The organism is Streptomyces sp. NPDC031365, assembly GCF_055569765.1.
This window is the reverse complement of the sequence record NZ_JBVIIM010000020.1, coordinates 54185-73489: the sequence shown is the minus strand read 5'-3', so window position 1 is coordinate 73489 and position 19305 is coordinate 54185. Positions and strand designations below refer to the sequence as shown.

Below are 19305 nucleotides of genomic sequence, written 5' to 3'. Positions count from 1 at the left end.
GACACCCACGGCCCCCCGTACAGCTCCGCCGAGAGGACACACCCATGTCAGCCGCCGACGTGATCGGGCTCCCCGGGCGCGAATCGACCCGGCCCTGGTTCGACCGCGAGGTCCAGTTCGACCACTACGGAACACAGCGGGTGCCGTTCGGGTGCACCGGTGCGAGCGGAATCGTCCAGCACTTCGTCGAGCTCACGGGCGCCGACGCGGGACGCGCCTTCGATGTGCTGGACGCCAGCGGCGGGTACGGCTCCGCCTGCCTGGGGGCGGGTTCGGAGGCGATCGCCGAGGCCTTGTCGACCGCGGTCCGGGAGGCCGGGTACGTGACCGACGAGATCGCCTCGTCGGAGCGCTCGCTGCTCCTGGAGCGGCTGTTCGGCACCGGTGGGCTGTTCGCCGACCGGTTCCCGGCGGCGGACTACCGGGTCAGCGGGCGCAACTCCGGCTCGGAGGGCATGGAACTCGCGCTCCGGCTCGTCCTGGAGTCGCGCTTCGACCACCGCAGGCTGCGTGCCGTACCTGGGGCCGGGCAGCGCGACACCGTGCTCGCTTTCGAGGGTGCCTGGCACGGCTGGTCGGGGGGACTGCTCCCGCTGATCAACCGCCGTCACTACCGGGTCGGACTGCCGGCGATCGCCCCGGAACAGTTCGGCTTCCGTACCGACCACATCCCGTTCGGTGACCTCGAGGCGGCCCGGGAGTGGTTCGAGCGCAACGGGGAGCGGGTGCTGGCGGTCGTGGTCGAACCGGTCCAGGGCGACGCGGGCATCCTGCTGCCCGAACATGACTACCTGCGGGAACTGGCCGCGCTCGCCAGGCGCAGCGGCGCGTTGCTGGTGGCGGACGAGGTCCTGACCTTCGCCAAGACCGGCCGATTCTTCGCGATGACCGACGCGGCGGGCCCGATCCCCACCGACATCACCGTGATCGGCAAGAGCCTCGGCATGGGGGCGCTGTCCACCTCGATGGTGATCGCGCGCCGCGAGCTGGGCGTGCGCCCCACCGGCACCGTCTCCACGTCCGACCTGCGCCCCCTCACGTGCGCGGTGATCCGGGCCGGACTCGAGCACATCGTCGCCGAGGGGCTCGTGGAGCGCTCCGGACAGGTGGGAGCCCAGCTGGGCCGGCTGCTGCGCGACCGGGTGGTCGCGGAGTTCCCCGACCTGTACCGGGAGGCCCGCGGCGTGGGGCTGATGCACGGCATCGAGCTGACCGAACCCGCCGCCGCCCGCACCGGCGAGCTGCGCACCTGCATGATCCGCAACGGAGTGTACGTGGAGTTCATGTCCGGGGCAGGCCGCCGTTCGCGCGGCCTGCGGTACGTGAACACGACCATGCGGGTGGCCCCGCCGCTCGTGGCGACCGCCGACGACGTCGAGACGATCGCCGCGCGGCTGGCAGCCGGGTCGCACGCCCTGCGGAAGCTCGCGGCATGACGGCCGCACCGACCGCACCGACCGCGCGGACGGGTGCGCGGATGCTGACGGTCCGCCGTCGTGTCGAGCACGCCGACACGGACGCGTCCGGCGTCGTGCACTTCGCCCGGTATCCCGCCCTGCAGGAAACCGCCCTGCTGGAGAACCTCGAGCGGCTCGGCGTCGGCCTCGGGGAGCTCGCGAGCGGCGGCTTCGACCTCGTCGTCGTGGAGGCGACGACGCGCTACCGCGCCCCCGCGCGCTATCCCGACGAGCTGAGCCTCGAACCCGCCGTCGGGCACCTCGGCGTCGCGCGGGCCCGGATCGACACGACGATCCGGCGGGCCGCGGACGGCGTCGAACTCGCCGCCGGATCCCTGGTCGTGGCGCTGACCGACCGCGTGACCGGCGCACCCTGTGCACTGCCCCCCGCCCTGCGCACCGTCCTCGAGGAGACCCGCTCCCATGTCCTTGGCTGAACCCGCTGCCGTGACCGACCCGAGCAGGACCATGGGTTTCACCGAAATCAAGAGCTGGCTGCGGCACCGGCACCCCATGCTCTACCTCGACCGCGTAGTGGACTACGAGCCGGGCGTACGGTTGGTCAGCAGGCTTTCGGTGTCCGCGCAGATGGACGCGATCGCGGGGCACTTCCCGGAACGCGCGGTCTTCCCGGCCAGCCACCTGAGCCAGGCGTTCGCCCAGTCCGGGATCATCCTGTACCAGCTCGGCACCTCGCCGCTCGCCGACGACGAACTCACGCTGGTCGGTGCGATGAACTCGCGGTTCTTCCGGATCGTCGCCCCCGGCGACACCGTCACGATCACCGTGTCGGCCGACCGCCTCGTGGGCGGCACGACCTTCTTCTTCTCCGGCCGTGCGGTCGTGGACTCCACGACGGTGGCGGCGTTCCGGGCCAACCTGGTGCGGCGCAAGACCGCTGACATGGGGCACCAGTGGTGGTGAGCGACCCGGAAGGCGGCCGCGGCGCCCTGATCACGGGGATGGCCTGGTCCACGGCGCTGGGCTCGGACCTGGACGAGGTGTGGCAGGCGCTGCTGTCGGGGGCGACCGGTGTGGCGCCGGTACCCAGCGCGTACCCGCTGCGCAACGACGAGGCGGCAGCCCTGACGGACCTGCCGATGGACCTCGACCCGGAGCAGCGCCAGCACGAGCTGGGTTCGCGTGCCCTGCGAGCCGCGGTGGCGGACGCCGGCCTCGATGTCACCGACCCGCGGCTGCGGCCGGTCATCGGCACGAGCTACGGATCACACCTGGACGTCCTGGCCGACGGGCTGGACCGGTGGGGCGAGGCACTCACGACAGGGCTGGGCATGGCCCGCCCGCCGCTGATGGTGAGCACCGCGTGCTCGGCGGCCTCGGACGCCCTACTGGTCGCCGCCGCGCTGATCGCCGAGGGTGAGGAGGACATCTGCGTCGTCGGCGGCGTGGACGTGCTGACCCCGGCCAAACGGCTCGGGCACTCCGCGCTCGGCACCATGTCGCCCACCACGCTGCGGGCCTTCGACGAGAGCCACGACGGCACGGTCCTCGGCGAGGGCGCGGCCTTCCTCGTGCTGGAGCGCGCTCGCTCCGCGCGGGCGCGCGGGGCGCGTGTGCGGGGCAGACTGTCCGGCGCCGGTTCGGCGAACGACGCGGCCGGCCCGACGGCCCCGGACCCGAGCGGCGGCACCGTCGTCCGGGCGGTGACCGCCGCGCTCGCCGCGGCCTGCCGCGACACCGGCGAGGTGGGTGTGGTGAACGCGCACGGCTCGGGCACCCCCGTCAACGACGACGCCGAAAGCCGCGGCTTCGCGCGCACCTTCACCAACGGGGCGGCACCCGTCGTGTTCGCGACCAAGGGCGCCTTCGGCCACACGCTGGGCGCCACCGGAGCACTGGAGGCCATCACCGTGCTGCTGGCCCTGCGCGAGAAGCGGGTGCCACCGGTGCCCGGGCTGGGCACAGTGATGCCCGGTTTCCCGCTGCCCCTCCCGACCGGTGGGGCGCCACAGCCGTTCACCGGCGACGTCGGGCTCAGCGTCACGCTCGGGTTCGGCGGCTTCACCACCTGCCTCGTGCTGGAGGCTGCCGTATGACGGTCCGCCACGAGCCCACACCGGCCGGGGACATCGCGGTACCGGAGGGATCCGGTCTTGTCGCCCTGGCCACCGCCCGGATCCACCGCGCCGCGCAGGCCGCACCGTACCGGCGCATCCCGTCCCTCTACGCCGACCCGGCCTCGTGGGCGGTCCTCGAAGCCGTCGACGAACTGTGGGCCGGATGGCCGGACGGGCCGCGGGAACCCGAGACGACGGCGACCGTCCTGGTCAGCACCCACAGCACCCTGGACACGATGGCGGGGATCGCCCGCGCCGTACCGGGCGGGCGTCTGTCGCCGCTGCGTTTCGCCGGTGCCAGTGCCGGCGGACCGGTCAGTCTCGTCTGCATGGTGCACGGCTTGCGAGGACCGAGCCTCACGATCACCACCGACCCGGCCAGGGGACTGCCGGCGGCCCTGACGACGGCCCGGCACTGGCTGCGGACCGGTGCGGCCGCCCACGTCGTGGTCGCCGTGCACGACCACGATCCACTGCACGGGCACGATGCCCGGTGCGTCGTGGTAAGGGCCGCACCCGGCCTGCGTCCGTCCGGAGCACCGCGGTGAGCGCCGACATCACAGGCGTCCCGGAGCGCGCCGCGGTGCTGGCCTTCCTGGACGCGTCCGTGGACGCCGGGCCGGGTCCCCGCGGTCGGTCCGGCAGCGCGCCCGAACGGCCCGGGGCCGTCGTCGACGCGGTCGCCGGCCTGAACCTGCCGCCCGGCTCCCCGGTGCTGATCACGATGCCGAACGGCCGGGCCGCCCTCGCCGCGTTCTTCGGGGTTCTGCTCGCCGGCGCGGTCCCCGTGCTGCTCCCCCCGGCGGCCGGAGGGGCGCGGATCGCCGCGATCCGCCGGCGGCTGGGCGGCGCCGCGCTGATCGCGCCGCGGATCGACCCCGCGCGGCACGGGACGACAGCGGTGCACCCGCTCGGCGGCCGGTGCGAGGCGGCGCTGCTGAAGGAGGGGGCGCACCAGCGGTACCAGTCGGGCGAGGTCGTCCTGATGACGTCGGGCACCTCCGGGATCGCCAGCGGCTGCCTGCACGGCGTCGACGCGCTGCTGCGCAACGCCGACCGCCACGCCACCGCCATCGGACAGCGCGCCGACGACACGGTCCTGGTGTCCCTGCCCCTGCACTACTCCTACGGCCTGGTCGCGCAGGCCCTGGCCGCGTTCGTGCGGGGCTCGCGACTGGTCGTCTCCGGACCACCGTTCACCCCCCGGTCCTTCGCCGAAACCGTCCGCGACCACGACGTGACGGTGTCCGCACTGACCCCCAGTACGGCCGTCCGGCTGGCCGAGACTCCCCATGCCGGACCGGGCCCCTTGCGCGTGCTCACCGTCGGCGGCGACGCGCTCGACCCGGGGCACGTCGGCTCCCTGCTGGCAGGCGGCCTTCAGGAGCTCTACCTCACCTACGGCCTCACCGAGGCCGGTCCGCGCGTGACCACGCTCGCCGCGCACCGCGAACCGGAACACCGCTGGAGCTCGGTCGGCGTCCCGCTGCCGGGGGTACGGACGTACCTGCGCGACTCCACAGGCGACGGGCCCGGCGCGGAACTCGTCGTCGAATCCGACACGGTCCTGCGCCGGCGGCTGCCCGGGGGCACCCAGACCGTCGCGGGCACCGTCACCACCGGCGACCGCTTCGCCATCGACGCCGACGGCTACCACTTCTTCCTCGGCCGGTCCGGCGACTCGGTCGTCATCGGCGGCGAGAAGATCTGGCTGCCGTCGGTGCGGCGGATCGCCGCCGGCGTCCCCGGTGTCCGCCGCGTCACCACCACCGTCTACCGCGACGACGACAACGAGATGCGCTACGGGCTGGATGTCGCCGTGGACGACCCCGGGCCCCGGCAGACCGCCGATATCGAGAACGCGCTCAACCGCGTCCTGCTGCGCGCCGAGCGACCACACCGGATCACCCTGTGCAGGGCGACGACTGAGGAGTGGCACAAATGAGTACCGATCCCGGCACCGTGCGGACCACGGTCCCGGCGCTGCGCGCAGTCGCCGACCGCGTGCGGCTCGCGCCGGACGCGGAAGCGATCCGCTCGGAGGGCGAAACCGTCGACTACCGCACCCTGTGGGAGCGTTCCGCGCGGATCGCGGCGCGGGTCCGGCAGCTGGGCGCCGCCCCCGGCACGGCCGTCGGCGTCCATCTGGAGCGGTCGGTGGACCTGGTCGTGACCCTGGTCGGGCTGCTGCGGTCGGGCTGCGTCGCCGTGCCGCTGGACGTCGGGTACCCGACCGAGCGTCTGCGCTTCATGTGCGCAGACGCCGGTGTGGAACTGGTCGTCGGCCACCAGCGGCCCCTCGACCGGCTGGGCGGCTTCACCACGGTCGTGACCGACCCGGACGTCGGCTACGCCCTCGCCGGCCCGGCGGGCCCCGCGCCGGGCGCCGCCCCGGCCTTCGAGGACCCCGGGATCTCCGGTGACGACACCGCCTACGTCGTCTACACCTCCGGGTCGACCGGACGCCCGAAGGGCGTGCGCTACGCACACCGCAACCTCGCCAACCTCGTGACCTGGCAGTCCGGCGTCGGCGAGTGCGGGCCGGGCGACAGAACGCTGCAGTTCTCCCCGGCGTCGTTCGACGTGATCTACCAGGAGGTCCTCCCCACGCTCGGCGAGGGCGGCACCGTGGTCTGCTGCGACGAGGACGACAGGCTGGACCCGCAACTCCTCTGGGACCTCATCGAACGCGAACGGGTCAACCGTCTGTTCGTGCCCTTCGTGATGATCCAGTCGCTCGCCCTGTTCGCCGACGACGCCACCCCGCGGCGGCACCCGCTGCGCGAGATCCTCACGTCGGGGGAGCAGGTTCAGTGCACGGCCCCGATCCGGGCGATGTTCACCCGGCTGCCGGACTGTCGTCTGGTGAACCAGTGGGGCACCACCGAGACCCACGTCGCCACCTGGTACAAGCTGCCCCCGGACGTGACCACGTGGTCCGACCTGCCCTCGATCGGCAGGCCGATCACCGGCACCGGTGTCCGGGTCTGCGATCCGGACGGCCGGCCGGTGCCGGACGGCGAGGTGGGGGAACTGTGGATCACCGGCGCGGCCGTGGGGCCCGGCTTCCTCAACCTCCCCGAGCGCACGGCGCGCAGCTACCGCACGGACCCGCTGGACCCGGCCGTACCGGCCTACCGCAGCGGCGATCTCGGCCGGGTCACTCCGGACGGCCTCCTGGAGTTCCTCGGCCGTGAGGACACACAGGTCAAGGTGCGGGGGTTCCGGATCGAGCTCGGGGAGATCGAGAGCGTGCTGGGCGCAGACCCGTCCGTCGCACAGGCCGTGGTGGTGGTCGCCGGATCCGCGGCCGAGGACCGGAACCTCCACGCGTTCCTCGTGCCGAAGTCCGCCCCCGAGGACACCGCGGCCTGGGCGGCGGATCTGCTCGCGGACCTGCGTGACCGGTTGCCGTCCCACATGGTGCCGGTCCGGGCCGATGTCGTCCCGGCGCTGCCGCGCACCCCCAGCGGGAAGATCGACCGGCTCGCCCTGACCGCCGGGAACACGGTGCCGACAGCGAACGAGGGAGCAGCATGACCGAACAAGTCACCGCAGAGGTGCCGGACGACATCCCGGCGCTGGACCGGACGGCGGGACCGCTGCCTCTTTCGGGCACCCAGCGGGCGCTGTACCTGGCCGAACTGCTCCACCCGGGTACGCCGATGTACAACATCACGGTGGCGGTCCGCCTGGACGGCCCGCTCGACGTGCCGCGGCTCCGGAGCGCCGTCGCGCGCGTCGTCGCGCGGCACGACGCACTGCGTACGACCTTCACACCCGGCACCGCACCGCCATTCGAACCTGTGCAGCGGATCGGCGCCCCGGACACGGAGCTGCCCGTCGTCGATGTGGATGCCGACGGGAACGAGGACGTGGACGCCGCGGCGTTCCGACTGGCCCAGACGTGGGCCGACGAGCCGTTCGACCTGGAGCGGGGCCCGCTGCTGCGCACCCGGTTGCTCAGGTCGGAACCCGGCAGGCACCTGCTCGTCGTCACGATGCACCAGCTGATCTCGGACGGCCCGTCCCTGCAGATCTTCTTCGACGAACTGGCGGAGGGGTACGCCGGTGAGCCCGAGCCCGAGCGCGAGGCGCCGGCCCTGCGGTTCGCCGACTACGCGGCCTGGCAGCGGGCCCGCCCCGTCGACACCGAGCACCTCGGCTGGTGGCGGGAACGCCTGGCCGGAGCCCCCACGGTGCTGCGGCTCCCGGCCGACCTGCCCCGTCCGGCGGTCGCCGGCCCGCACGGCGGCAACCACCGGCACACCCTGCGCGCGTCGGTGATACGACCGGCGCTGGGGCTGGCGCGGGACCTGCGGGTGACACCGTTCGTGCTGATGCTGACCGTCTACGCCGCTTTCCTCTCCCGCCTCGCCGGCACCCAGGACGTGCTGGTCGGCGTGCCGGTGAGCGCCCGCGACCGCGTCGAACTCGAGAGCGTGATCGGGTTCTTCGCCACGACGCTGCCGGTACGCGTCGAAGCCGGCCGGGACCTGTGCTTCGCCGACCTGTGCCGGTCGGTCCAGTCGGAGCTGCTGGACGTCCTGACCCACCGGGACGTGACGATGGAGCAGCTCGCGCAGGAGCTCGCGCCCGCACGTGATCCCGGACACGCTCCCTTGGTCCAGGCGTTCTTCTCCCTCGAGCCGGAGCCGGTCGTGAGCCCGCACCTGCCGGGCCTGCGCGCCACCGCCTTCGATCTCCCGCCCGCCGGGGCGAAGGTCGACATCGACATGATGCTCTTCCGCGCGCCTGAGGAGGGTGACGACTTCGACCTGACGCTCACCTACCGGACCGACCTGTTCGAAGCCGCCACCATCGCCCGCATGGTCACGCAGTTCGAGCAGTTGCTCGTTGCGGCGGTCGCGGACCCGACGGCCGCGATCCGGTCGTTGCCCGGCCCGCCCGAAGCCGCCTCACCATCCCCGCCCTCCCTCACGCCGCCGGCGGCACCACCCCCGCCCGCTCCCACGGACCCGGCCTGCGCCGGTACGGAGCAGACTCTCCTCCAGATCTGGCGCGAGGTCCTGGGCCACGACGACGTCGGCCTCCACGACAACTTCTTCGACCTCGGGGGCACTTCCTTCGCCCTCACCACCGTGCACACCCTGATCGGCGCCCGCACCGGAGTACAAACGTCGCTGGTGTCGCTGCTGGAGTTCCCGACGATCGCCGCGCTCGCGCGGCACCTGGCAGGCGGTACCCGAACAGGACACGCCGTGGCCGATCCGGTGGGCCGGGCGCGTGCGGCTCGGCTGCGCGAACGACGCAGCCGACTGCAGCAGCGCCCGTCCGGACGGGAGGCAGGCGCATGAGCGCGCACCTCGAGAAGGCAGGGGCCTCCAACGCCGAGAACGAACCCGACGGCGTCCGAACCGACACAGCCGCCGTAGTCGCGGCGGTCTGGTGCGAGGTCTTCGGTCTGACGCGGGCCGACCCCGACGACGACTTCTTCGCCCTGGGCGGGCACTCCATGCTCGCCGTCCGGTTGTCGTCCCGTCTGCGGACCGAACTGGGACTGCGCGTACCGGTGCGCACCATCCTGGAGAACCCGACACCGGACGCCCTCTCCCAGGCGCTGGCCAAGGCTGTCGAGTCGCCCACCGACGCGCCCGACGGCTGAACTCGCGGTCGGTTCACGGAAGCGCGGCTCCATCGGACCGCGCCCACCCCGGCCATGAAGCCGCCCACCATGATCAGCGCGATCAGTGGTCCGGCTTCGCCCCAGGGACCGGGAAGCCGTTCGGCGGTCACTGCCGAGCGGCCCAGCGGGCGACCGCCGTGGCGAGAGCCTCATTGGTCGGGCCGACGATCCGCCCGCCCACCGGAACCTTTTAGCCTCGCTCTTTCGCGCGCCCAGCAGATTCGGAGGTCTTCGTGATGTAGCTGATCTTGAGTCGTAAGCTCGTTGTCGCCTGCCGGTGGAAGTTCGGTCCGGGTAGCGGCCAGGAGGCCGGGTAGCAGACTGGCGGCGTCGGGGGAAACGCCCGGCGTCGAAGCCCAGTGTCGAAAGCCCTGTGCGGCGGAGCAAAGCAGCGGTCCGTAGCATCACGCGAAGCCTGCGGCGTCGTTAGAGGCCCGCCCTTTTGGGGCGGGGACAGGGGGTGCCGAGCCCTCGAAATCAGGGCGAAGGCCATGGAAGCGGCGAAAATTCTGGAGATGCAGCCGTGAAGGACTCCCCGGCGTATGGGGCAAACGTTGCGACGGTGACAGCGGGAACTGGGGAGGCCCTCCCCGGTCCGGCGGCCTGCGGACAGATGCTGCCGGAAGCTGCGCGTTCTATAACCGGGTGATCCCGGGGAGTGGGCGCGAGCCGGGTGAGAGTCGGAGGCGGCCGTAGTCGCAGCCCTCCTCCGCCCCGGGAACGCGGGCTCGGCGCCGGCCACATCACCACCGTACTGCCCACCACCTACCGGCGCGGTCGGCAGACACTCATCCGCTGCGACTCGGCCGGCGGCACCCACGAGTTCGTGGCCTGGCTGGCGAAACGCGGACGCCGGCTGTCCTACTCCGTCGGCGTGATCATCACCGAGACCATAGCCCACCATGTTCTGTGGATCCCCGCATCTGCCTGGACCCCGGCCGTCGAGACCGGCGGCCAGGTCCGTGGCGGGGCCTGGGCCGCCGAACTCACCGGCAAGCTGCTGGACGGCCGGCCCAAGGGCATGCGGCTGATCGTCCGTAAGGAATGCACCCCTCCCGGAGCGCAATTGAGAATCACCGATGCGGACGGCCACAGGATCACCTGCTTCGCCACCAACACCCCCGATCGTCCGATCGCCGAACTCGAACTCCGCCACCGGCTCCGGGCCCGCGCCGAAGACCGCATCCGGGCCGCCCGCGCGACGGGCCTGCGGAACCTGCCCCTGCATGACGCCGCGCAGAACAGGGTCTGGATGGAGATCGTCCAGCTCGCGCTCGACCTGCTGGCCTGGATGCCCATGCTTGCCCTGACCGGCCAGGCCCGGCTGCGGGCCGTTCGAGCCGCACGCGAGGCGTTCGACCACGGCCCGGGGAGCCGGATGACCGTGGACGGCCGCCGGCGACTCGCCGTGCGGCCGACACACGGAACCCTCCCTCCGTTGCCGCGCGCGGTCCCGCCCACATCTGGGAAGCGCGCTCAATCAGGGGGTGTAGTGACTCAACAGGTCCATTTCCAGTCGCCAGTGGCGCTGCCAGGTCGAGACCACCGGCGAAGCGCACCGGCCTCAGCTTGCTGTTCGCCGGATGTGTCCCGGCCGTCGACCGAGTGGCGCTCGAGGGAGCACGCTGTCGGGCACCGTGGGACGCCATCGCAAGGAAATGACAACGATTGCGCAATCGTCGCCGGGCAGTATGAGTCACGCGTTCTCACCGGGTGAGCCAACTGTCCAACACCTGGTAACGAGCGCCGAAAGCGACCCCTTGGCCGGGGCCACCCATGGGGCGCGGGTGGCCCCGGAGCCGGGCACTGGCGCACCACTGTGAGGAGTACGTCATCCATGCGTGAGATCCGATTAACGGATGGCGAGGCAACGGCGATTGACGCTCTGGTCTCGGAACTCGACGTACGTTACGGGGACCTGGAGGGCGGAGACTTCCTGGGTGACGTCGCCGTGCATGCTCACAGACTGCCCACCTCGCTCCGGCAGGGACTGGTTCGGTTCCGGCTGGAAGAGAACCAGCCGATCTGTCTCGTACGCGGCAGGAAGATCGACGACGCGGCCGTGGGCGCAACTCCACCGCACTGGGACGACGACGGTGCCCGCACTCGCGCCCGGCGGGAGGACATCTACCTCCTGCTCTGCGCCCATCTGCTCGGGGAGACCATCGCTTGGGCCACCGAGCAGAACGGGCGCATGATCCACCAGGTGCTGCCCGTCGCCGGAAACGAGGGAGGACAACTCGGCACCAGCACGGACCCGCTTTGGCACACCGAGACTGCCTTCCATCCCGAGCGGATGGACTACGTGGCCCTACTCTGCGTCCGCAACCACGATGCCGTACCCACCACCTACGCCTCCGTCGATGACCTGGACCTCGATGCCGAGACCCGCGACCACCTCTTCCGGCCGGCATATGCGTTTCTTCCCGACGCGTCGAACCGAGGCACCGGCCGACCCGCGGACACCGCGATGGAGCCGGTGGGCGGACTCCCCGAGGTTATTGCCCGTAGCCGTGCCCGCATCCGGCACATGCTCGAGCAACCCGAACGGGTACCGGTGCTCTTCGGCGACCCTGACAGTCCCTATCTGCGGGTGCACCCGAACCACATCGCCGACTTCGGGGACGACACCGACGCGAAGAAGGCATTCGACCGGTTGAAGAATGCGGTCAACAACGCCCTGCGTGTGATGGTGCTGGAGCCGGGGGACCTGCTGTTCATCGACAACTTCAAGGCGGTGTACTGCCGTCGGGAGATTACCGGTCGGATGGACGGTACCGACCGGTGGCTCAAGCGTGCCTTCGTCGTCCGCGATCTGCGGAAGAGCCGCGCGCTCCGAGCGAACGCCCTGGACCGCGTCGTTCACTGAACGTTGTCCGGACGCTGTCGAAGGCTTGGCCTCCCCGGGCAGCCACTGCAATGACCTTTCAAATACTGACACTTCCGCTTTGTGCCGCTAGGTCGAGTCGTTGCCGGTAGCGGGTTCTCGCCTCGTACGGCGTGATGTAGCCGATGGTCGAGTGGAGCCGCTCCCGGTTGTAATGTTCCGCGATCCATCGGAAAACGTCCTGCCGAGCCTGGGTCCTTGTCTCCCAGACCGTTGTTCCGATCTCGGCCTTGAGGACGGCGAAGAAGCTCTCCGCCGCTGCATTGCCGAAACACGACCCGGTTCGGCCGACGCTCTGCCTGATGTCCGACTCCGCCAGTGTGACCCGGAATTGGCGGGACGTATACCGCGACCCGCGGTGCGAATGAAAGATCGCATTGCCGACGGTGTGCCCGCCGGCATGGGCCATGCAGCGATGGCGGCAGATGTGGGACGAGGCGGCCCGCGGGCTCTGCGGTCACAGGGGCCGGCGTCACTGCCGGCTGAGCGAGAAGCAGTTCGCCCAACTGGAGGCAGAGCTGGCCAAGGGGCCGGCCGCGCACGGCTGGGAGGACCAGCGATGGACCGTGCCAGGCCCAATACAGCCGACCACCTACCGCCACGGCTTCAGCCGCCGCCTCCCGGGCCCGGATGCCTGATGCGTACTCCGGACGAGCGGCGTTCAGCCCGCGGAAACGCGCGCTTCGAGACGAACCAGCCCCGCCGCCCCGAACTGGAGCGTGACTGGCAGCGTGCGCCAAACCCCGGTGCCCCAGTGCCCGGGCTGCAGCAGGAGTGTCGCCACTGGTCGATGTGAGGCACAACCTTCGTTGCCCATGTCCCAGTTGATCATCCATCATGTTTGTCGGATACGCTGCACCACGATGCGGCGCCGCCCCCCGTCGGCGCCGCATCGCCCCGTCCGGTCACCCACAGGGAAGCCTTGACCAGATGTACTTGCCCCGTTGAGCGACGCGGCTTCGGCTCATATCGGTGGATCGGACCCGTATGAGGATGCGGGGGATGTGGCTGACCTGGACCCCAGAACCGGTCGGCTGCGAGCCCGGGGCCGAGTGGTCGGCGCGAGCAGGGGGATACGTGGAAGGCGATCGGGGGACGCCGTGCTGGAAGTCGCTCGGCCCGAGTACCGTGGCCTGGGCGCCGGTGAGGGTGGCTCGCCGGGACAGTACATGTGCCCGTCTCGTGGTGAGAAGCTGTCCCGGGCTGACACGCTCAAGGAGAGAGCCAGGATGCTCGTGGGCGTGCCTGTCCGGCGCCGACTCGGCTGATGACAGCTGCGGGGGCGCGTGCCTCAGGAGATGCGCTCCAGCAGTAACATCTCGGCGTTTGCGAATTCCGCGCTGCGTGTGATGCGGAACTACTCCTCCGGCAATCGCGACTTCCGCGCTGCCATGCCGCCGGACGCCTTGCCGCGCCGACCGGGGGAGACGTAGCCGGATCCGACGGTACGCGGCCGCCGCACCTGCCGAGGCCCGGGCACTCCCCGGCTTCTGAGATGCGCTGATGGTTCACGCAGCAGTTGTTACTCCCTGTGCCAGACCGGCGATGACGGCTCGAAGGAGACGTTCTGTCTGCAGGTCAGCAGCCTCGGGACCGGCGAGCATCATCAGCCTGTCGGCGAGGAGGGTTCCGAGGCCGTGAACGGCTGCCCAGACGGCCAATTCGGCACCGTCGCGCACCGCGCTGTTCAGGACTCCGGCGTCGATGAGCCGGTCGAGTTCCACTTCGATCACGTCATGCGGGTGCGGTGAACAGGCCATGTCGTGATCCCGGGCACCGAGACCGAAGGCCAGCTTTGCGACGGCGGGAGCCTCCATGACCCAGCGGACGTAGGCGCAACTTGCCGCGATGATGCTCTGCAGTTCGCCGGCCTCCCCATCGACCGCCTCTGCTGCTGCGGCGGACATGCGTGTGCCGAGCTGGGCGAGTACGCGTTCGGACAGGGCGCGCACGAGTGCGTCGCGCGAGGCGAAGTGATGGTAAGCAGCGCTCGGACTCACACCGACCCGGGCCGACGCTTCGCGCAGCGACCAGCCCGTGTCTCCCTGTTCGCGGACCAGCGCCTCGGCAGCGTCGAGCAGGGCCCCGCGCAGATCTCCATGGTGATACTGCTTTCTGGCCATGGCTCATTCTGCCCCAGAACGCTCGATCGGCGTCCTGGACGATCGCGTCGCACTCCGGCCCCACATCGTCCTCCCCGGCCATGGCGTGGCCACCGATGTCTTACTGATCAGCGATATCCGCGATTTCCTTGCCCGCGCCCGCAGATGTCCGCATGCCGCCGCGTGCTCCGCTTCCGGTGAGTATTTATGTGGCTCATGACAGTCTGACCTGCTCCCAAGCTCCTGGATCGTCCGCCGTGCAATCACGGTGGCACCACGCCCGTGGCCGGCCGATGCACATCAGATGCCGACAGCAACGGAATGTGGCTTACACCCATTGTCGTGATCTACGACCGCGGGGCAGGGGTGCGAGCGGCGCCCTACACCCGACGCAGTACGCCAGTCCAGACCCAGAGTCGGATCAGACGCGGGAAACCCGGGGCGAGCATGGAGGGGTACCCCGGTCAGCGCTTCTGCTTTCCCTCATGTGCCGGGTTTCCTTTCTGCCCGTAACCCGACGGATTGGTCTCAGGTGGCTACTTTTCTCTATCGACTCGGCCGGCGGGCGTTCCGACGCCGCGGCCTCGTCGTCCTGCTGTGGGTGGCTGTCCTCGTGGGCGCCGGTGTTGCCGCGTCCACTGCTCCCGCGCCCCCTGAAGACTCCTTCTCGATGCCCGGCACCGAATCGCAGGAGGCATTCGACCTGCTCGACGAGCAGTTCCCGGCTGCCAGTGCCGAGGGCGCCACGGCACGGGTCGTGATCCGTTCCCCCGAGGGCGGGAAGATATCCGACCCCGCCGGCAAGGCTCAGGTCGGGGAACTGGTCGCGGCCTTGGAAACCAGCCCTCAGATCGCCTCGGTCACCGACCCGTTCGAGGCGGATGCCGTCAGTTCGGACGGCACGACCGCGTACGCGTCCGTGACCTACAAGGTCAACGCCATGGAGCTGACCGACCAGGCCCGCAACGTGCTCAGCGCCGCCACTGACGAAGCGCGCGACGGCGGATTCACCGTCGAGACCGGCGGCGACGCGGTCGTGGCCGAACAGGCACTGGGCGGCACCGCCGAGCTGATAGGCCTCGGCGTCGCCGCGGTCGTACTGCTGCTGACCTTCGGTTCACTGGTCGCGGCCGGTATGCCGCTGCTGTCGGCGATCACGGGGGTCGGTATCGGCATCTCCGTCATCGGGGCGCTCGGCAGCACGTTGGAACTGTCCGCCACGACCTCGACCCTTGCCACGATGATCGGTCTCGCGGTCGCCATCGACTACGCGTTGTTCATCGTCTCGCGCTACCGGGCGGAGATTGCGGAGGGCCGCAGTCCGGAGGAGGCCGTGGGACGCGCGGTCGGTACCGCGGGTTCCGCGGTCGTCTTCGCCGGACTCACCGTCGTCGTGGCCCTGGCCGGCCTCGCGGTGGTCAACATCCCGATCCTCACCAAGATGGGCCTGGCCGCCGCGGGCACGGTCGGTATCGCCGTGCTGATCGCGCTCACCCTCACCCCGGCACTGCTCGGCTTCGCCGGCAAGCGGGCACTCAGCCGCAAGGACCGCCAAACGCCCGCGGTGGCGCGGGTGGCCGCCAAGCCCAGGCTGGGCACCCGCTGGGCCCGTTTCGTACTGCGGCGCCCGGTGACCGTGCTGCTGATCGCGGGTCTCGGCCTCGGCCTAGCTGCCGTGCCGACTGCCGATATGGAACTGGGCCTGCCCGACGAGGGCAGTTCGGCCCCCGACACCACACAGCGCAAGGCCTACGACTTGCTGTCCGAATCCTTCGGTGCCGGATTCAACGGCCCGCTTCTGGTCACCGTGGACGCGCGGGGCGTCGACGACCCGAAGGCCGCGGCCGACGCCGTCGGCAAGAAGATCACCGGACTGGGCAAGGCCGAGGCTGTCACCCCGGCCGACTTCAACAAGGCGGGCGACACCGCCATCCTCACCGTTGTGCCCAGGACCGGCCCGAGTGACGCGGCCACCGAGTCCCTGGTGCACGACATCCGTTCGTTGTCCAGTGACATCAAGGCGGACACCGGCGCGAGCATGCTGGTCACCGGCGCGACCGCATTGACCATCGACTTCTCGCAGACCTTGGACGACGCGCTCGTCCCGTACCTGGCGCTGATCGTCGGGCTGGCTTTCCTGCTCCTGATGCTGGTGTTCCGGTCGGTTCTGGTCCCGCTGAAGGCGGCCCTCGGTTTCCTGCTCTCGGTGACCGCGGCGCTCGGCGCGGTGGTCGCGGTGTTCCAGTGGGGATGGCTCGCGGATGTCTTCGGGGTGGACCAGCCGGGCCCGATCATGTCGATGATGCCCATCTTCATGATCGGCGTGGTCTTCGGCCTCGCCATGGACTACGAGGTCTTCCTTGTGACACGCATGCGGGAAGCCCACGTGCATGGCTCGTCCGCCGCCGAGTCCATTGTCATTGGCTTCACCCACGGCGGCCGGGTCGTCGCGGCGGCTGCGATCATCATGATCAGCGTCTTCTCCGGCTTCATCATGGAGAACGACGCCATCATCAAGACGATGGGCTTCGGCCTTGCGATCGCGATTCTCTTCGATGCCTTCGTGGTGCGCATGGCCATCGTGCCCGCGGTACTCGCCCTGCTCGGCGCCAAGGCGTGGTGGCTGCCCACGTGGCTGGACCGCGTCCTGCCGAACGTCGACGTCGAAGGCGAAAAGCTCGACGTGGAGCTGAGCGACACGGTGCCGGCAGCGCGCGAACCGGAGACGGCCGGAGTCTGACCCTGCCCGTGCGGCCCCGGTGCCCTGGAATCCACCCCCAGGCCACCGGGGCCTTCGCCTGCCGGGACGACTGGCTGCCGGTTCTACTCGGGCCGGGCGCAGGCGGTTCGTCGACGGCGGCCGGCAGCCGCCAGGCAGTCGGTTTCGAGGCCACCTGCTGTAGTCATCGCCGTGGTCGTGCTCAGCGCGGACACATCGCCCTGGTCGCGAAGGACAGTCGGGTTCGCGGTCGCCTCGCCGCTGTCCGCCACCGTCACCGCGAGGTCGGCGGCGATCCGGCCCCGGGTCATGACCGGGCCGCGTGCCCGGAGCGGTTGCGACACGGTGGAGTACGCGCTGGTCAGTCCGGTGACATCGGCGTGTCCGGCGGCGACCACGCCTTCTGCGACCGTCGGTGGCCGCCCGGCAGCGGTCAGGTGGCCCTGCGGTATGACGCCCTGCCCGGCTCCGTTCCGGACACCCGCATGTCGCGTGTGCCGGCCGCCGGGCCGCTGACACCGGCTCTGCCGCAGGCGAGGCGGCCGGTCGTGCGGTGCAGGAGGGCCGGGCAAGGAAGCGGCAACATTTGCCCAATGATCGTTGGGCAGTATGGGACCCGGTGGTGCTGTGTCCGGAAGGTCGGCTCGACAGCCCGGATCGTCGGCACATATACAGCTTCGACTGTCAGTGGGTTGTGTGAGGCTGTCCGAGACCTACCATACGAATTACCGGAGTTGAGTATGACGACCCCTTCGGCCATGACGGTCGCGGAATGGCGCGCGTTCCTCACCGACTACAACGCCAGGCACATCAACTCGGACGAGGTCCGTGAGGCCATCGAGGATGGTCGGCAGGTCATCAGTGAGGAGCGGCTGGAGGCCGGGTGGGCCGGTGCCGAACCGGCTGGCGAGGAAGCGATCGTGGCCGCCGAGGAGCGGCTCGGGGTGAGGCTTCCTCCCTCGTACCGCAACTTCCTCCAGGTCAGCGACGGCTGGCAGGACATCGGGTTCGTCGACCTTTTCCAGGTCGGGGACATCGGCTGGTTCGCCGACCTGGAAGCTGAACTCATGGAAGTGTGGTCGGAGTCAGAAGCCTTCGGGGAGCATGTCCCCATGCTCAAACGCTGCCTGCTGATCGGCGACGACGACGGCGGTAGCGGATGCTACTGGCTGCTGCACGCCGACAGTATCGGGGAAAACGGCGAGTGGACCGCGTATGAGTGGTGGCCCGGCGACGGTGACGACCCCGAGCCTTACCACGACTTCACCGCCATGGCGCGGGAAGCAGTGAGCTCCCTGGACGACTGAGGAAGATCTTGGTGAGGGGCAGCCCTTCCGGTCATTCGGTGGCCAGGCCGAGGTGCCGAGTGTTGTGGGTGTGGGTGAGGCCGAGGTTGAGTAGACGGCGGAGATTGAGGACGGCGGCCCGGTTGTGGAGCCAGGGCGTTGTGCGGATGAGCCAGGCGACAGCCCGTACAACCGGTGGCCGCCGGCCGCGGTAGGTGTCCTGCCAGTCGGTGTCGGTGGCAGCCTGGCGGTGGGCCTCGGCCAGCAAGCAGGTCATGGTGGGGGCGGATCGTGACAATGCGATCGCCCTTGGCCCTGGTGCACCGCTCCCGCAGTTCGCAGCCGGTGCACTGTAGCGACGTTCACCCGGTACCGCGGCCCCATCTGCCGCTGCGGAGTCATCCTGCTCACGCCCGCCGGGGAGGTGTTGTGCGCCCTATCCGGTACGGCGGTCACCTTCGGGATCAGCGCAGTACGCGTGGACGAGCAGCGAGCAGCGAGCAGCGAGCGGCACGCGCCACCGCCGCCGAAGGCGAAGTGGTGAGCTGGAGGCGGAGTCCGTACGGGTGTGCCTCGACGCCTCCCGCACCGTCGACGTCGTCCTCTTCCCCAAGAGTGTCCCGTCCTCCAGCACGGTCAGCGTGCTGGAGGACGGACAGCGGCGTCCGGCCGCCGAGCGTACGACGCCCTCGGCTGACAGATGTCGGTTCTGGCAGCCGGGCTGCCCGGAGACTCGCTGGGTGGTGGCCAGATGCCGGGCCGCGTCGGCGCGCCGGGCGGCAGTGCCGGTCCTGCGGGTCCGCGAACGCCTTGACGGCACAGGAGGTATCCAGGTCCATCCGGCAGATGACACCGCGGGCCGCAGCCCTGTCTTCACGAGCTTCTGCGCACTCGCCGTACCCTGTGCCGTGGGGGAGGACGAGGACGTGAAGTGCGGTACGGATGACGACCGCGTCCCCCGCCTCCGGGACCTTCTTGGCATAGGACGCACGCGACCCCCACCTTGGACACCCGCGCGCAGGGAGCTCTCCTCTGCGGCACGCCTACGACGGCGGTGAGCTGATCCTCGTCACGACCACGGATGCGCAGCCGCACCAGGTTCGAGTGCTGGCCCCTGGTCCGCTGCGGG

The 19305-nt window shown here is 70.5% G+C and carries 16 protein-coding genes and 2 pseudogenes; 14 read left to right on the top strand and 4 right to left on the bottom strand.

Going from position 1 to position 19305, the window contains the following annotated elements; translation table 11 throughout:
- The first annotated feature begins 44 nt into the window (after positions 1-44).
- The 11 genes and pseudogenes from ACZ5C2_RS26235 (at position 45) to gntD (ending at position 12051) form a co-directional block, all read left to right on the top strand.
- Positions 45-1436 carry an aminotransferase class III-fold pyridoxal phosphate-dependent enzyme gene (locus tag ACZ5C2_RS26235; protein ID WP_468795670.1) on the top strand — a complete coding sequence of 464 codons (1392 nt, stop codon included), beginning with the start codon at positions 45-47 and terminating at the stop codon, positions 1434-1436.
- The gene (locus tag ACZ5C2_RS26230) at positions 1433-1894 is read left to right on the top strand and encodes an acyl-CoA thioesterase (protein WP_468795667.1); all 462 of its coding nucleotides are present in this window, start codon (positions 1433-1435) and stop codon (positions 1892-1894) included. Before ACZ5C2_RS26235 ends, ACZ5C2_RS26230 begins: the two co-directional genes overlap by 4 nt.
- Positions 1881-2381 carry a 3-hydroxyacyl-ACP dehydratase FabZ family protein gene (locus ACZ5C2_RS26225; protein WP_468795664.1) on the top strand — a complete coding sequence of 167 codons (501 nt, stop codon included), beginning with the start codon at positions 1881-1883 and terminating at the stop codon, positions 2379-2381. The genes ACZ5C2_RS26230 and ACZ5C2_RS26225 overlap by 14 nt, the downstream gene beginning before the upstream one ends.
- The gene (locus ACZ5C2_RS26220) at positions 2378-3514 is read left to right on the top strand and encodes a beta-ketoacyl synthase N-terminal-like domain-containing protein (RefSeq protein WP_468795661.1); all 1137 of its coding nucleotides are present in this window, start codon (positions 2378-2380) and stop codon (positions 3512-3514) included. Before ACZ5C2_RS26225 ends, ACZ5C2_RS26220 begins: the two co-directional genes overlap by 4 nt.
- Positions 3511-4083 (top strand): beta-ketoacyl synthase N-terminal-like domain-containing protein, encoded by a 573-nt coding sequence (locus tag ACZ5C2_RS26215; RefSeq protein WP_468795658.1) that lies wholly within the window; start codon positions 3511-3513, stop codon positions 4081-4083. The genes ACZ5C2_RS26220 and ACZ5C2_RS26215 overlap by 4 nt, the downstream gene beginning before the upstream one ends.
- Positions 4080-5480 carry a class I adenylate-forming enzyme family protein gene (locus tag ACZ5C2_RS26210; protein ID WP_468795655.1) on the top strand — a complete coding sequence of 467 codons (1401 nt, stop codon included), beginning with the start codon at positions 4080-4082 and terminating at the stop codon, positions 5478-5480. Before ACZ5C2_RS26215 ends, ACZ5C2_RS26210 begins: the two co-directional genes overlap by 4 nt.
- Positions 5477-7075, top strand: coding sequence for an amino acid adenylation domain-containing protein (locus ACZ5C2_RS26205; RefSeq protein ID WP_468795652.1), 1599 nt, complete (start codon positions 5477-5479; stop codon positions 7073-7075). Before ACZ5C2_RS26210 ends, ACZ5C2_RS26205 begins: the two co-directional genes overlap by 4 nt.
- Positions 7072-8853, top strand: coding sequence for a condensation domain-containing protein (locus tag ACZ5C2_RS26200; protein WP_468795649.1), 1782 nt, complete (start codon positions 7072-7074; stop codon positions 8851-8853). The genes ACZ5C2_RS26205 and ACZ5C2_RS26200 overlap by 4 nt, the downstream gene beginning before the upstream one ends.
- Positions 8850-9161: a phosphopantetheine-binding protein gene (locus tag ACZ5C2_RS26195; protein WP_468795647.1), complete on the top strand. Its 312-nt coding sequence runs from the start codon at positions 8850-8852 to the stop codon at positions 9159-9161. Before ACZ5C2_RS26200 ends, ACZ5C2_RS26195 begins: the two co-directional genes overlap by 4 nt.
- 716 nt (positions 9162-9877) lie before the next feature.
- Positions 9878-10587 (top strand): annotated as a pseudogene (locus tag ACZ5C2_RS26190) (transposase); the annotation flags it as partial.
- A gap of 432 nt (positions 10588-11019) precedes the next feature.
- Entirely contained in the window at positions 11020-12051 is a 1032-nt protein-coding gene (gene gntD, locus ACZ5C2_RS26185; RefSeq protein WP_468795644.1) for a guanitoxin biosynthesis L-enduracididine beta-hydroxylase GntD, read from the top strand.
- 58 nt (positions 12052-12109) lie between these two features.
- Here gntD and ACZ5C2_RS26180 read toward each other — a convergent pair whose 3' ends face one another.
- Complete coding sequence (locus ACZ5C2_RS26180) at positions 12110-12478, bottom strand: transposase (RefSeq protein ID WP_468795641.1); 369 nt, start codon at positions 12476-12478, stop codon at positions 12110-12112.
- On the opposite strand from ACZ5C2_RS26180, the pseudogene ACZ5C2_RS26175 reads away from it, so the two are divergent.
- Positions 12474-12638 (top strand): annotated as a pseudogene (locus ACZ5C2_RS26175) (IS630 family transposase); the annotation flags it as partial. The gene ACZ5C2_RS26180 and the pseudogene ACZ5C2_RS26175 overlap by 5 nt on opposite strands.
- Before the next feature lie 939 nt (positions 12639-13577).
- Here the strand turns inward: ACZ5C2_RS26175 and ACZ5C2_RS26170 are convergent.
- Positions 13578-14192 (bottom strand): TetR/AcrR family transcriptional regulator, encoded by a 615-nt coding sequence (locus ACZ5C2_RS26170; protein ID WP_468795638.1) that lies wholly within the window; start codon positions 14190-14192, stop codon positions 13578-13580.
- 511 nt (positions 14193-14703) lie between these two features.
- Between ACZ5C2_RS26170 and ACZ5C2_RS26165 the strand changes: the two genes are divergently transcribed.
- Complete coding sequence (locus tag ACZ5C2_RS26165) at positions 14704-16911, top strand: MMPL family transporter (protein ID WP_468795635.1); 2208 nt, start codon at positions 14704-14706, stop codon at positions 16909-16911.
- Between the two features lie 83 nt (positions 16912-16994).
- Here ACZ5C2_RS26165 and ACZ5C2_RS26160 read toward each other — a convergent pair whose 3' ends face one another.
- Positions 16995-17288 (bottom strand): hypothetical protein, encoded by a 294-nt coding sequence (locus tag ACZ5C2_RS26160; RefSeq protein WP_468795632.1) that lies wholly within the window; start codon positions 17286-17288, stop codon positions 16995-16997.
- A 342-nt stretch (positions 17289-17630) separates the two neighbouring features.
- Here ACZ5C2_RS26160 and ACZ5C2_RS26155 point away from each other — a divergent pair, with 342 nt between their 5' ends.
- The gene (locus ACZ5C2_RS26155; protein ID WP_468795629.1) at positions 17631-18197 is read left to right on the top strand and encodes an SMI1/KNR4 family protein; all 567 of its coding nucleotides are present in this window, start codon (positions 17631-17633) and stop codon (positions 18195-18197) included.
- A gap of 31 nt (positions 18198-18228) precedes the next feature.
- On the opposite strand, the gene ACZ5C2_RS26150 is transcribed toward ACZ5C2_RS26155, so the two are convergent.
- Complete coding sequence (locus ACZ5C2_RS26150) at positions 18229-18453, bottom strand: hypothetical protein (protein WP_468795626.1); 225 nt, start codon at positions 18451-18453, stop codon at positions 18229-18231.
- Positions 18454-19305: the final 852 nt, after the last annotated feature.